The 14,975-nt window shown below is 36.2% G+C and carries 12 protein-coding genes and 1 CRISPR repeat array (1 of these 13 only partly in view); of the genes, 11 read left to right on the top strand and 1 reads right to left on the bottom strand.

Going from position 1 to position 14,975, the window contains the following annotated elements:
- Positions 1-1,256: direct repeats of the CRISPR family, unit length 33 nt; unit sequence GTCTCACTCTTTATTGAGTGAGTGGATTGAAAT (it extends 267 nt beyond the left edge of the window).
- A gap of 231 nt (positions 1,257-1,487) precedes the next feature.
- The 10 genes from pcrA (at position 1,488) to I580_RS17305 (ending at position 13,755) form a co-directional block, all read left to right on the top strand.
- Entirely contained in the window at positions 1,488-3,728 is a 2,241-nt protein-coding gene (gene pcrA, locus I580_RS00935) for a DNA helicase PcrA (protein WP_034860399.1), read from the top strand.
- Positions 3,729-3,930: 202 nt separating this feature from the next.
- Complete coding sequence (ligA, locus tag I580_RS00940) at positions 3,931-5,976, top strand: NAD-dependent DNA ligase LigA (RefSeq protein WP_010773195.1); 2,046 nt, start codon at positions 3,931-3,933, stop codon at positions 5,974-5,976.
- A 200-nt stretch (positions 5,977-6,176) separates the two neighbouring features.
- Positions 6,177-6,482, top strand: a complete 306-nt coding sequence (gatC, locus tag I580_RS00945; RefSeq protein WP_010773194.1) for an Asp-tRNA(Asn)/Glu-tRNA(Gln) amidotransferase subunit GatC — start codon at positions 6,177-6,179, stop codon at positions 6,480-6,482.
- On the top strand, positions 6,482-7,951 hold the full coding sequence (gatA, locus tag I580_RS00950) for an Asp-tRNA(Asn)/Glu-tRNA(Gln) amidotransferase subunit GatA (RefSeq protein WP_010773193.1): 1,470 nt from the start codon (positions 6,482-6,484) through the stop codon (positions 7,949-7,951). The genes gatC and gatA overlap by 1 nt, the downstream gene beginning before the upstream one ends.
- Positions 7,951-9,381: an Asp-tRNA(Asn)/Glu-tRNA(Gln) amidotransferase subunit GatB gene (gene gatB / locus I580_RS00955; protein WP_010773192.1), complete on the top strand. Its 1,431-nt coding sequence runs from the start codon at positions 7,951-7,953 to the stop codon at positions 9,379-9,381. Before gatA ends, gatB begins: the two co-directional genes overlap by 1 nt.
- A 16-nt stretch (positions 9,382-9,397) precedes the next feature.
- Positions 9,398-10,456 (top strand): diacylglycerol kinase, encoded by a 1,059-nt coding sequence (locus I580_RS00960; RefSeq protein WP_010773191.1) that lies wholly within the window; start codon positions 9,398-9,400, stop codon positions 10,454-10,456.
- Positions 10,457-10,843: 387 nt separating this feature from the next.
- Complete coding sequence (gene pnuC / locus I580_RS00965; RefSeq protein WP_390621149.1) at positions 10,844-11,458, top strand: nicotinamide riboside transporter PnuC; 615 nt, start codon at positions 10,844-10,846, stop codon at positions 11,456-11,458.
- A 22-nt stretch (positions 11,459-11,480) separates the two neighbouring features.
- Complete coding sequence (locus I580_RS00970; protein WP_034860398.1) at positions 11,481-12,122, top strand: deoxynucleoside kinase; 642 nt, start codon at positions 11,481-11,483, stop codon at positions 12,120-12,122.
- A gap of 132 nt (positions 12,123-12,254) precedes the next feature.
- The gene (gene rlmD, locus I580_RS00975; RefSeq protein WP_010773188.1) at positions 12,255-13,625 is read left to right on the top strand and encodes a 23S rRNA (uracil(1939)-C(5))-methyltransferase RlmD; all 1,371 of its coding nucleotides are present in this window, start codon (positions 12,255-12,257) and stop codon (positions 13,623-13,625) included.
- A gap of 1 nt (position 13,626) precedes the next feature.
- Complete coding sequence (locus tag I580_RS17305) at positions 13,627-13,755, top strand: hypothetical protein (RefSeq protein ID WP_010773187.1); 129 nt, start codon at positions 13,627-13,629, stop codon at positions 13,753-13,755.
- Between the two features lie 226 nt (positions 13,756-13,981).
- Here I580_RS17305 and I580_RS00985 read toward each other — a convergent pair whose 3' ends face one another.
- Positions 13,982-14,344, bottom strand: coding sequence for a MerR family transcriptional regulator (locus I580_RS00985; protein WP_010773186.1), 363 nt, complete (start codon positions 14,342-14,344; stop codon positions 13,982-13,984).
- Between the two features lie 227 nt (positions 14,345-14,571).
- Between I580_RS00985 and I580_RS00990 the strand changes: the two genes are divergently transcribed.
- On the top strand, positions 14,572-14,808 hold the full coding sequence (locus I580_RS00990) for a helix-turn-helix transcriptional regulator (protein WP_010773185.1): 237 nt from the start codon (positions 14,572-14,574) through the stop codon (positions 14,806-14,808).
- The last annotated feature ends 167 nt before the right edge of the window (positions 14,809-14,975 follow it).

The raw sequence follows: 14,975 nt of genomic DNA on the forward strand, positions 1-14,975 counted from the left end.
AGTTTGTCTCACTCTTTATTGAGTGAGTGGATTGAAATTCAGCTTCTTTTTTCTCTTGTTGCTCTTTTTTTAGTCTCACTCTTTATTGAGTGAGTGGATTGAAATATAAAACCTGAGCCCATCATTTGAGGTCCACCTAAGTCTCACTCTTTATTGAGTGAGTGGATTGAAATTAAGCATGTGGCGTTTATGAAGAAATAACTAAATGTCTCACTCTTTATTGAGTGAGTGGATTGAAATAAAAGAACATGCTACTATTATCGCAAATGATCTTTGTCTCACTCTTTATTGAGTGAGTGGATTGAAATGTTCCTTTTTTGCTTGCTGCAGCGTGAGATCTCAGTCTCACTCTTTATTGAGTGAGTGGATTGAAATGAATACAAGTCTTATTGTCTTAAAAAGAAAAGCCGTCTCACTCTTTATTGAGTGAGTGGATTGAAATTTATGGATTCTTTACGTGCTGAATATCAATCCTTGGGTCTCACTCTTTATTGAGTGAGTGGATTGAAATAAGATCGAGTTGAGCAGCTGTTGCTGGGTGGATAGCGTCTCACTCTTTATTGAGTGAGTGGATTGAAATCTTTAGGATTTAACACGGATACAGGAAAAACGGTCTGTCTCACTCTTTATTGAGTGAGTGGATTGAAATGGTCCTCGACATCTAAACTTAATACCAGCAACCGTCTCACTCTTTATTGAGTGAGTGGATTGAAATGCCACAATAACTTTTCGGCATTCCCAAAGTAAACCGTCTCACTCTTTATTGAGTGAGTGGATTGAAATATTGATCCGATTAATGTAATCGTGATGTTTTCGCGTCTCACTCTTTATTGAGTGAGTGGATTGAAATAGGATTTGCAGAATGTAGTAGAAGAACTGAAAGCAACGTCTCACTCTTTATTGAGTGAGTGGATTGAAATGCCTAAATTCGAATTCATCGTTAAACGTCCATCGTCTCACTCTTTATTGAGTGAGTGGATTGAAATTTTTCCTGCTCCAACATTAGCTTTTAATACTTTGGTCTCACTCTTTATTGAGTGAGTGGATTGAAATTATCTGTTTTTCGTTTTGGTCCATCTTGCTTGAGAGTCTCACTCTTTATTGAGTGAGTGGATTGAAATAAGCCCCATATTAGCTAACATGGATATTTTCGACCGTCTCACTCTTTATTGAGTGAGTGGATTGAAATCCCCCCGACGTTTCAATCATTAAGAGACAACCTCGTCTCACTCTTTATTGAGTGAGTGGATTGAAATTAATTGCGCCTTTTGCGACGGACTCTGAACCATCGTCTCACTCTTTATTGAGTGAGACATTTTTTACTTACCGATTAATTCCATAAAGCTATATTTCTAATAAATCAGTTGCAATAAATTTCCGGTAAACGAAAAGGAAAGCTATTCCACAAAATTCCATCATTATTAAAGAATTTTCTTCCTATTTTTGGTATAATGTATAAGATTGAAAAAAGAGAGAGGACGTTGATGATGGCACAAGAAAACGCCTTGATCCAAGGTATGAATCCGAGACAAAAAGAAGCCGTTCTACATACTGAAGGGCCTTTATTAGTTATGGCAGGAGCAGGCAGTGGGAAGACAAGAGTATTAACGCATCGTATTGCCTATTTAATTGAAGAAAAAGATGTTAATCCATGGAATATTTTAGCGATCACATTTACCAATAAAGCCGCAAAAGAAATGAGAGAGCGGGTTGGCAAATTATTGGAAGTTGGCGGAAACGACGTTTGGGTATCCACATTTCACTCAATGTGTGTACGTATTTTACGACGAGATGTTGATCACATCGGCTATAATCGCAATTTTACGATTATTGATACTTCTGAACAACGGACATTGATGAAACGGATTTTGAATGAGCTGAATATTGATGTAAAAAAATATGATCCTCGCTCGATATTAGGAACGATCAGTAATGCTAAAAATGAGTTGCAGACACCTGAAAAAGTTGCGGAATTACAAGGTACACCTTATGAAGAGGTTGTTGCAAAATGTTATAAGCTGTATCAAAAAGAATTAAGAAACAATCAGTGTATGGATTTTGACGATTTGATCATGAATACGATTCGTTTATTCAATGAACATCCTGATTCGTTGAACTATTATCAAAATAAATTCCATTATATCCATGTAGACGAGTATCAAGATACCAACCATGCTCAGTATACGTTAGTCAATATGCTAGCGGCACGTTTTAAAAACCTATGTGTCGTAGGAGATGCTGACCAAAGTATTTATGGCTGGCGTGGGGCAGATATGCAGAACATTTTAGACTTTGAAAAAGATTATCCAGATGCTTCTGTTATTATGCTAGAACAAAATTATCGCTCAACCAAAAAAATTCTGGATGCAGCGAATAATGTCATCAAAAATAACCGTAATCGTCGTGATAAACAATTATGGACAGAAAATACCGACGGAGAAAAAATCGTTTACTATCGTGGTGATAATGAACGGGATGAAACGCAGTTTATCGTGGGTCAGATCCAAAAAGAAATCCGTGACAAAGACCGAATTTATGGTGATTTTGCCGTATTATATAGAACGAATGCCCAATCGCGTGTAATGGAAGAAATGCTGTTGAAATCAAATATTCCTTATACGATGGTCGGTGGACATAAATTCTACGATCGTAAAGAAATCAAAGATATTTTGGGTTATTTAAATATTATCTCTAATCCAATGGACTCACTTAGTTTTGAACGAGTAGTCAATGAGCCAAAACGTGGAATTGGTAAAAGCTCTGTTGAAAAATTACGAAATTTCTCTCAGATGCACGGCTGGTCATTGCTGGAGGCTTCACAAAATGTGGATCTAGCAAATATCTCAGGAAAAGCTGGTAAAGAATTGGGTAGCTTTGGTATGATGATCCAAGATTTAACCCAGATGATTCCATATTTAACGATTACGGAGTTAGTTAAAGAAGTGTTGGAACGCAGTGGATATCGTGAAGAACTAGTTAGACAAAATAATTTAGAATCTCAAGCACGTCTAGAAAACTTGGATGAATTTTTAACCGTTACCCAAGAATTCGATAAACGTTATGAACGTCAAGATGTTGAAGATGCAGATGCGCCAGATGAAAAATTAGCAGTATTCTTAAATGATTTAGCGCTCGTTTCAGACTTAGATAATTTAGAAGAAAGCACTTCTCAAGTGACGCTGATGACGTTACACGCAGCTAAAGGACTTGAATTTCCTGTAGTATTCTTGATTGGATTAGAAGAAGGAGTTTTCCCGCTATCTCGTGCAATGTTAGAAGAAAGCGAACTAGAAGAAGAGCGTCGTCTGGCGTATGTAGGGATCACTCGTGCTGAAGAAGTATTGTATATATCCAACGCTTTCTCCAGAACACTATATGGGAAAACACAATACAATCGTCCAAGCCGATTCTTAGACGAAATAGATGAAGAGTTATTAGATTTACAAGGTTCGATCGCTTCACCTAAAGCACCAGCAAGAACGTTCGAACCAAAAGTATTTAAACCAGCTTATGCACAACCAACGAAGCAACCTGTAACAGATAAAGTCGCAAGCGGTGGAGAATCAATGGCTTGGCAAGCAGGAGATAAAGTCAGACATAAAGCGTGGGGAACAGGTACAGTGGTTCGAGTTGGCGGTACTGCTAAAGACTTGGAATTAGATGTAGCTTTCCCAGAAAAAGGCATCAAGCGCTTATTAGCAGCATTTGCTCCGATTGAAAAAATATGAGTGTGGTAAAAGGAGCTTAATCCTATTTTTCTGTCGAGATAAGGAAAGCCCACTACGCTTTTAAAGTTATCTAGCTACACAAATCAATCTTTATGAAAAGAGAGAAATTAGCAGTGAAACAAAAAGCATTTCAACGCTAATTTCCTGATTTTCTACAGGATTAACCGATTTGTTTTGCTTTCACTATTAGGAGGGATCATTCATGACACAAGCGCCGTTAACATTAGCCGAAGCAACAGATAAAGCAAAAGAACTACGAGCTCAGTTAAATCAGTATTCCCATGAATATTACGTTGCCGATAAACCGACCGTAGAAGACTATGTATATGATCGCTTGTATAAAGAATTATCAGACATAGAAACCGAATATCCAGATTTGATTACTTCTGATTCACCAACGCAGCGAGTTGGCGGTAAGATTTTACAAGGATTTGAAAAAGTTACCCATGAAGTGCAAATGTATAGTTTGAATGATGGTTTCAGTAAAGAAGATATTTACGATTTTGATGAACGTGTCCAAAAATTAGCTGGTAAACAAGTCACTTATTGTTGTGAGCTAAAAATTGATGGGTTAGCTATTTCATTAAAATATGAAAATGGAAAATTTGTTCAAGGTGCGACCCGTGGAGATGGAACTGTCGGTGAAAATATCACAGAGAATCTAAAAACGGTAAAATCAATTCCTTTAGAGCTGAAAAAACCAATTTCAGTTGAAGTCCGTGGCGAATGTTATATGCCAAAACAATCATTCGTCAACCTGAATAAAGAACGGGAAGAAGCAGGACAAGATGTTTTTGCGAATCCAAGAAATGCCGCCGCTGGAAGTTTACGTCAGTTAGATACAAGCATGGTTGCCAAAAGAAATCTCAGCACTTTTTTGTATACAGTTGCTGATTTTGGGCCAATGACAGCACAAACGCAATACGATGCATTGAATGAATTATCAGACATCGGTTTTAGAACCAATCCTGAGAAAAAACTATGTCAAACGATTGATGAAGTTTGGGCTTATATTGAAGAATACCATGAAAAACGTTCAGAATTACCTTATGAAATTGATGGAATCGTGATCAAGACCAATGAATTCACAATTCAAGATGAATTAGGGTTTACGGTTAAGGCACCGCGTTGGGCGATTGCTTACAAATTCCCACCAGAAGAAGCACAAACCATCGTCGAAGAAATCGAATGGACGATTGGACGTACGGGTGTCGTAACGCCGACAGCTGTAATGCAACCAGTTCGTGTGGCTGGAACAACAGTTAGCCGTGCAAGTCTACACAACGCTGATTTTATTGCGATGAAAGACATCCGCTTGAACGATACAGTGATTATTTATAAAGCAGGCGATATCATTCCAGAAGTGGCGCAAGTCTTGACGGAAAAACGTGATGAAAACAGCCAACCATATGAAATTCCAACCCATTGTCCAGTATGTAATAGTGAATTAGTTCATCTAGATGAAGAAGTTGCATTGCGTTGTATCAACCCGAAATGTCCTGCTCAGATCAAAGAAGGATTAAATCATTTTGTCTCTCGAAACGCAATGAATATTGATGGGTTGGGTCCACGTGTGTTAGAACAAATGTATGATACTGGATTAGTGGCTGATGTGGCTGATTTGTACTTTTTAACGGAAGAGCAATTAATGACTTTAGAAAAAATCAAAGAAAAATCAGCAAACAATATTTATAAAGCAATTGCTGCAAGTCGTGATAATTCAGTTGAGCGTTTGATTTTTGGTCTTGGAATCCGACATGTTGGGTCTAAAGCGGCTAAAGTTTTAGCTGAACATTTTGGGGATCTTTGGACGATCAGTAAAGCAACAAAAGAAGAAGTTGTCGCTTTAGATTCGATAGGTGAAATTATTGCTGATAGTTTAGTGACTTATTTTGATAATGAAGAAGTGCACGAATTACTGGATGAATTAACCAAAGCTGGTGTGAATTTTGACTATAAAGGCATTCGTACAGCGCAACTCGCAGCAGTAGAGTCTCCATTTAAAGATAAGACGGTCGTGTTAACAGGAAAACTGACCCATTATAATCGAGAAGAAGCCAAAGAAAAAATCGAAAATCTTGGTGGTAAGGTGACAGGAAGTGTTTCTAAAAAGACCGATATCGTTGTGGCAGGCGAAGAGGCTGGCAGTAAATTGACGAAGGCACAAGATCTAGGTATTGAAGTTTGGAATGAGGAACAGATGGTCGCGGCATTGGATAATAGCTATACAAATGAAGAGACCGAGTAGTTTGAAGTTGAAATAAAGTGAGTTTTCAGCATTATTTTTACTTTTACAGTCTATTTTCTTTCATCTCTTTCAAAAATTCTTAGATTTTTATGATAGAATAAGAAAAAAGCTGTTTTCTTAACGTGAAACATCGTTTAACAGTATAAAAAATGAACTAGTGAACTCTTGATTGAGTTTTTCTAATGGAAAGAAGGGTACCCATGGCAATCAGTGAAGAACAAGCAAAACATGTAGCCAAGTTGTCTAAATTGTCTTTTTCCGATGGAGAATTAAAAGACTTTACCGATCAATTAGGTAAAATTATCGACATGGTAGAATTATTAGAAGAAGTAGATACAGAAGGTGTTCCATTTACTTCAAACGTTGCGCAATCAATTAACGTAATGAGAGAAGATGTCATAACACCAGGTATGGATCGCAACGAATTAATGAAAAACGTACCTGAATCAGAGAATGGCTATATTAAAGTGCCAGCGATTATCGACAATGGGGAGGCTGGTGCATAATGGAAAAATTATATGATAAGTCACTAACAGAATTGCATGATTTACTTGTTTCTAAAGAAATCACTGCAACGGATTTAACGCAAGCTACGTTGAATCGTATTAATGAAACAGAAAAAGACGTTGATTCATTTATTACGATCAGCGATGAAAAAGCTTTAGAACAAGCAAAAGCAATTGATTTAAAAGGAATCACTGAATCAAATCCTTTAGCTGGTATTCCGATTGGAATCAAAGATAATATCGTAACCAAAGATATTTTAACAACAGCAGCGTCAAAAATGCTACACAACTTTAATCCAATTTATGATGCAACAGTAATGGATAAAGTCTATCAAGCAGATATGATTCCTGTTGGGAAATTAAACATGGACGAATTTGCGATGGGTGCAAGTACAGAAACATCATACTTCAAGAAAACGAAAAATGCCTGGGATCATTCGAAAGTTCCTGGTGGTTCTTCTGGCGGTTCAGCAGCAGCTGTCGCAGCAGGGCAAATTCCAGTTTCTTTAGGAAGCGATACTGGCGGAAGTATCCGTCAACCTGCATCGTTTAACGGAATCGTTGGGATGAAGCCGACTTATGGACGTGTGTCTCGTTTTGGCTTGATTGCATTTTCTTCAAGCTTAGATCAAATCGGTCCAATGACAAGAAATGTTCAAGATAATGCTTTAGCTTTAAATGCTATTAGCGGATTTGATGAAAAAGATGGTACCTCTGCTGGAGCTTCTGTTCCTGATTTTACTGCTGGTTTAACTGGTGATATTAAAGGAATGAAAGTGGCTTTACCTAAAGAATATTTAGGTGAAGGTGTGGATGCTGGTGTTCGGGAAGCCGTTTTGAAAGCAGCAGAAACATTTAAATCGTTAGGCGCAACAGTAGAAGAAGTTAGCTTACCGCATTCTAAATATGGGGTTGCTGTCTATTATATTATTGCTTCATCAGAAGCAAGTTCAAACTTACAACGTTTTGATGGTATTCGTTATGGTTACCGTTCAGAAAACGTAAAAAATCTTGAAGATGTGTATGTAAACTCACGTTCTGAAGGATTCGGTATCGAAGTAAAACGTCGTATTATGCTAGGGACATTCTCTTTAAGTGCTGGGTATTACGATGCCTACTTCAAAAAAGCTGGACAAGTTAGAACCTTGATTAAACAAGATTTTGATACTGTTTTTGAAAAATATGATATCATCATTGGTCCTGCTTCACCGACTGTAGCATTTGGTTTAGGGGAGAATATCAATGATCCAATCACAATGTATATGAATGACTTATTAACGATTCCAGTCAACTTAGCTGGATTACCTGGTATGTCAGTACCAGCAGGATTTTCAGAAGGCTTGCCAGTGGGCTTACAAATCATTGGGAAACCATTCGATGAAAGTACGATGTACAAAGCAGCCTATGCATTTGAACAAGCAACAGATTTCCATACGAAAAAACCTGTGATCTTAGGGGGGAATGACTAATGAACTTTGAAACTGTCATCGGACTTGAGGTCCACGTAGAATTAAAGACAAACTCTAAAATCTTTTCACCTGCACCTGCTCATTTTGGTGCGGAACCAAATAGCAATACAAACGTAATCGACTGGGGATATCCAGGTGTATTACCAGTTATGAATAAACAAGCGTTGGAATTTGGTATGAAAGCAGCGCTTGCGTTAAATTGTGAAATCTCTAAAGATACGCATTTTGACCGTAAAAATTACTTCTATCCAGATAATCCCAAAGCCTACCAAATTTCTCAGTTCGATCAACCAATCGGTCATGACGGCTGGATCGATATTGAAGTCGAAGGCAAAACAAAACGCATCCGTATCGAACGTGTGCATTTAGAAGAAGATGCTGGGAAAAATATCCATGGTGATGGCGGCTATTCATATGTTGACTTAAATCGTCAAGGAACACCTTTGATCGAGATCGTTTCAGAGGCGGATATGCGTTCACCAGAAGAAGCCTATGCTTACTTAGAAGCAATTCGTTCAATCATCCTTTTCACAGGTGTTTCTGACGTGAAAATGGAAGAAGGTTCAATGCGTTGTGATGCCAATATTTCTTTACGTCCGTATGGTCAAGAAGAATTTGGAACAAAAGCGGAACTTAAAAACTTAAACTCAATGAGTTTTGTAAAAAAAGGTCTAGCTTTTGAAGAAAAACGTCAAGCGAAAGTGTTATTATCTGGTGGAGAAATCCAACAAGAAACACGCCGTTTTGATGAAACAACCAACAAAACATTATTGATGCGTGTTAAAGAAGGGTCAAGTGATTACCGTTACTTCCCAGAACCTGATGTGCCTCGTTTTGCAATTGATGATGAGTGGATCGAACGTGTTCGTCACAGCTTACCTGAAATGCCGGCTTCTCGTCGTGCTCGCTATATCAAAGAACTAGGCTTACCAGAATACGACGCAATGGTTCTAACATTAACAAAAGAAATGTCAGATTTCTTTGAAGAAGCATTAAATGAAGGTGCCGATGCGAAACAAGTTTCTAACTGGTTGATGGGCGAAGTTTCAGCATACTTGAACAGTGAAAAAATTGAGTTACCAGATACAAAATTAACACCTGCCAACTTAGCTGGTATGATCACCTTAATTGAGGATGGTACAATCAGTTCTAAAATTGCTAAAAAAGTCTTTAAAGAGTTGATTGAAAATGGGGGAGATGCGAAAGAAGTTGTCGAAGCCAAAGGTCTAGTTCAACTATCTGATCCATCACAATTATTACCGATTATCAATGATGTATTAGATAACAATCAACAATCTGTAGATGATTTCAAAAATGGTAAAGACCGAGCAGTTGGCTTCTTAGTTGGTCAAATCATGAAAGCAACCAAAGGCCAAGCCAATCCAGGCGTTGTGAACAAATTGCTCCAAGAAGAATTGGCAAAACGATAGAAAGCAGCGAAAGATTATGAAAAAAGCAAGAGTGATTTATAATCCAACTTCAGGTAAAGAGTTAGTCAAGAAAAACTTAGCTGATATTCTTTCAGTTGTGGAAGAATGCGGATATGAAACAAGTGCTTTTGCTACAACTCCGCAAGAGAATTCCGCTAAAAATGAAGCACGTAGAGTTGCTGAATTAGGGTTCGACTTAATTGTAGCAGCTGGTGGCGACGGGACGATCAATGAAGTCGTCAATGGCATTGCTCCATTAGAAAAAAGACCGTCTATGGCGATCATTCCTGCTGGAACAACCAATGATTATGCAAGAGCATTAAAAATTCCTAGAGACAACATTCTTAAAGCAGCAGAAGTTATCAAAAAAAATCAAACGGTCAAAATGGATATTGGTAAAGCGAAAGATAGCTATTTTATCAATATTGCAGCTGGCGGTCATTTAACTGAATTGACCTATGAAGTCCCTTCAGAACTTAAAAGTATCTTTGGTTACTTAGCCTATTTAGCAAAAGGAGCCGAAATGTTACCCCGTGTCAAACCAATCAAAATGCGGATGGAGTACGACGAAGGAGTTTATGAAGGCAATGCTTCAATGTTTTTCTTAGGATTGACTAATTCAGTTGGTGGTTTTGAAAAAATTGCACCTGATGCAAAACTCGATGATGGCAAATTTTCACTAATCATTGTAAAAACAGCGAATGTGTTTGAAATTTTACATTTAGCAGCACTCATGTTAAATGGTGGTAAACACATTGAAGATAGTCGTCTGATTTATACGAAAACTAGTCATCTATATGCTGAAACTCTTGAGTCAAATAGTCGTATGATGATCAACTTAGATGGAGAATATGGTGGAGATGCACCGATGGAATTCACTAATTTGCATCAGCATATTGAAATGTTTGCCAATGCGGATGCGATTCCATCAAATGCAATCATGGGTTCTGTTTTAGATGATTACAATGAAGAAGCTGATGAAGAAGATGAATATCTTGAAACAAGCAAAGAATTTGTAAAAGAAGTGGAGCGTTTGACTGAAGAAGACATTGATAATAATGGAAAAATTGGTTAATCGTTCAAAACAATAAAAAAATGAAGGTGGGAAGGAGTTACTTTTGCTCCCACCATTTATTCAGATTTCTTGTGGCTAGAATATGACTCGTAGAGTTATATCTTAGCCACATTTTCTTTATGCTCTTAGATATATTGAAGATTAGAAATACAATATATAGATTTTGTAAAATTAAAAAACACAATATGTTGTATAAAAAATGTCTCATAATCAATAATTGAGAAGGATTCTCATTGACTTGTTATTGAAACAGAGGTAAATTAAATAAGTCATCATCTTTGCAGAAAATGATAAATAGGACAAGTGAAAGGTTTGTTTGAAGTGCATTCCAATTTTATTATAAATGATTTTAAAGGTTGGCAAAGAAAGAACTATCTTTTTTTGTTCATGATGATTTTTGTTCAATTAGTAGCGTTTATTTGTAATCCTTCTAGTTGGATTACATTAGTAGGTGGTTTATCGGGGATTATCTGTGTTAACTTAATTGCTCAAGGAAAGGCTAGTAATTATATTTTTGGTTTTATTAGTGCCCTGATCATTGGGTATTTTGGGTTCAAAACGCGTGTATATGCTGAAGTTCTACTTCAAAGCTTTTATATTATAATGGATATTACAGGTTTGTATGCATGGTTAAAAGTCAGCGCGGATGGTTCTGGAAATGTGACAGATGTAAAAACCTTAAAAGGAATTCAATGGTTATATGCTGGATTTCTTTGGCTAATGATTGGCGTTATTGCGTATGTTACTTTAGGATTCGTTAATGATGCACAACCTTTGTTAGATGCGGTAACATTCAGTGTATCTGCAACAGGGATGCTATTGATGATCAAAAGATACCAGTCACAATTTGTCTTTTGGTTATTAGGAAATAGTTTCTCTTTAGTCTTATGGTTTAGAGCTGGGACACATGCTGGTGGTGATTATGCTTTATTTGTCATGTATTGTATGTATACACTTAATTCAATTTATGGCATGATCCATTGGTTAAAATTAAAAAAATAAACAAAAATAGGTAGGGAGTTTGATGGCAGTGATCGTTTTGGCAGGTACAATTGGTGCAGGAAAATCTAGTTTAACAGAAATTATTTCAGAACATTTAGGCTCGGAGGCTTTTTATGAATCTGTTGAAGATAATGAAGTATTACCTTTATTTTATGCAGATCCTAAAAAATATGCATTTTTACTACAAATTTATTTTTTAAATAAGCGATTTGATAGTATTAAACAAGCCCTTACGCATAAAAACAATGTCTTGGATCGCTCGATCTATGAAGATTCGTTATTGTTTCATTTAAATGCAGATTTAGGTAGAGCAAATGAGACAGAGGTAAAAGTCTACGATTCTTTATTAGAGAATATGTTACAAGAATTACCTTATGCGGCTCAAAAAAAGCGCCCAGATTTGTTAGTGCATATTAAAATATCGTTCCCAAAAATGTTGGAACGAATCCAAAGACGAGGACGTGCTTATGAGCAAGTAGAGCAAGACCCAGCCTTGTATGATTATTATAAAGAATTAAATAGTCGTTATGAAAAATGGTTTGAAGAATACAATGAGAGTCCAAAAATTCAAATTGATGGCGATAAATACGATTTTATTGAAAGTGAAGAGGCCAAAAAACAAGTAATTCAAATGATTGAAAATAAACTAGCTGACATTGGCTAAATGGGCAAAAAAAGAAGAATCGACCAGTATGATGAATTTTTCCATTCTTTTCGTTGTAGAAACAAACTCTCTATTGCTTTTCTAGCATTTTTTCATTAGAATGGGAGAAGCGCATTAAAGAAGGAGCGACTTATGAATAATTTTCCAGTAAACAAAAATGAAACAATCGAAGTTGATATTATTGACCTGACACATGAAGGAATGGGTGTTGCCAAAATTGATGGCTACCCACTTTTTATAGAAAATGCTTTACCAGGTGAAAAAATCGAAATAAAGGTACTGAAAGTCGGAAAAAGTTTTGGTTATGGTAAAGTTGTAACGATCCTAAAATCAAGTGAAGATCGCGTACCAGTTAAAGATGCAAACTTTACTAAAGTTGGAATCAGCCCATTACAGCATTTAGCCTATGGCGCTCAATTAACTTTCAAAACAGACCAAGTGAAAAATGTTATGCAACGTGTTGCAAAGCTACCTGACGTTCCTGTATTAGATACTCTGGGCATGAATAATCCGTGGGGCTATCGCAATAAAGCTCAAATTCCAGTAAGAAAAATCGATGACAAACTGCAAACTGGTTTCTTCAGAAAAAATAGCCATGATCTAATTCCATTAGAACATTTCTATATTCAAGATCCTAAAATCGATGAAGCAGTTCTTAAAATTCGTGATATCATGAGACGTTATAGCATCAAGCCTTACAACGAATCCGATAACACCGGAAACTTACGTCATATCGTCGTTCGTCGCGGCTATCATACAGGAGAGATGATGGTTGTTTTAATTACAAGAACACCAAAATTATTCCCAACAAGTAAAATCATTCCTGATATTTTAGAAGCTTTACCAGAAGTTGTCAGTATTGTGCAAAATGTTAATCCGAAGAAAACCAACGTAATTTTTGGAGATGAAACGATCTTGTTACACGGGGAAGATAAAATGATTGATACCATTTTTGATTTGAAGTTTGAAATTTCTTCTCGTTCATTTTATCAAGTTAATCCACAGCAAACAGAAGTAATGTACAATAAAGTCAAAGAATATGCAGCATTGACAGGTGATGAAATCGTTGTTGACGCTTATTGTGGAATCGGCACGATTGGTTTGACGTTAGCAAAAGATGCGAAACATATTTATGGTGTAGAAGTCATTGAAGAAGCTGTGAAAAATGCTGAAAGTAATGCAAAACTGAACAATATCACAAACGCAACATTTACAGCTGGTTTAGCAGAAGAAGCATTACCAAGAATGATCGAAAATGATATCAAACCAGATGTCGTGATTGTTGATCCACCTCGTAAGGGCTTAGAAGTAAGTTTAGTGGAAACGTTGATCGAAACCAAACCTGCACGAATTGTTTATGTGAGCTGTAATCCAGCCACTTTAGCACGTGATCTTGCCTTACTTGTTGAAGGTGGCTTTGACGTGAAAGAAGTCCAACCAGTAGATAACTTCCCGCAAACAACACATATCGAGTCAGTTACTTTGTTAACAAGGACGGTGTAAAATGGATACAAAAAAGAAAATGCTTGAACTAATCAAGAAAAAACAAGGCGGCGGTAGATCGAAACAAATGGAAACGCCTAAAAATGATCGTAAAAATATGCGTAAAGGTCCGAAAATTTATAATAAGTAGATTAAGGAATTGTGCATGAAAACAAATTTTAAAGGGACTGAGATATAACTCTTAGAGTTATATCTCAGTCCTTTTAAATTCAACTAAATAGTTGTAAAAATCCAACTAAATAGTTGTAAAAATCCAACCTAGCCAGAAATCAGTTTAAAATCAAAAAAGCTGAATAACATTGTTCGTAAACCTCTTCTTATTTCTCAACGTTAGGTATGTTTGTTACACGCTCTTTTTAGTTTCCCTGTACTCTTTTTGTATAAACATTGATTTTATAATCAAGCATATTGATTCCTTCTTGAATTTGCTTCATTTCGTTTAGAGCAATTTTTTTTTGCTTCTTTAATAAATCCAATCGATTCTGATTGGTAGAATCTCCTTCATGCCACCAAACTAAGTATTGTTTTAAATCCACGATTGTCATACCAGTTTTTTTTAAATGCATAAAAAAATCAATCCATTCCTTATTACGATCATCATAAATCCGAATATTATTCTGATCTCTTTTAACACTGATCAAGCCTTCTTTTTCATAAAAGCGTAGAGTATAGGGCGTGAGACCAGTCATTTTTGAAAATTCATGAATTTTATAAGCCAATGAACATTCCTCCCTTGGTATCGTTAGCTTAAGTTTACCACTTAGAGTTAACTCTAGGGCAAATGAAAAAGGAATGAATACGTTGTAAAATACAAAATAAATACTGAACAAGGAGCTACCAAAAGTATTTCCTGCTTTATCATTTTATGTTAACATTAAGGAGATAATAAATATATAAAAGATAAGAAATATATACTTTTTAAGTGAGGAAAGGAGAGCATATCATAATGGCGAAAAGTAAAATAACTGATGTACATATAGGGAATTATCGGTCAAAAGCTAAAATATCTCAATATGAACTTGCAACTAAAGTTGGAGTTGTCAGACAAACAATCATTAATTTAGAAAAAAATAAGCATAATCCATCGTTATTGTTGATGCATGCTATTTCAAAAGAATTAGGAACGACGATTGAGGAACTGGTTACTTTTGGAAAATTAGAAGAGGAAGAGTTGAAAAAATGATGTATTCACCTCGTTTGTACGTCATAAAAGACTAGTATGTAGGTAGAAAGATACGTCGTTTCTAGAAATGCATAATTGTAGATCAAGAGTATCTTCACTTACTTGTTGTAATTCTAATCAATACTATTTTCTGGTGATAGAATTGATTAGAATTCTCGCTAGTAAAT

Source organism: Enterococcus caccae ATCC BAA-1240, assembly GCF_000407145.1.
GTDB classification, from domain to species: Bacteria; Bacillota; Bacilli; order Lactobacillales; family Enterococcaceae; genus Enterococcus_L; species Enterococcus_L caccae.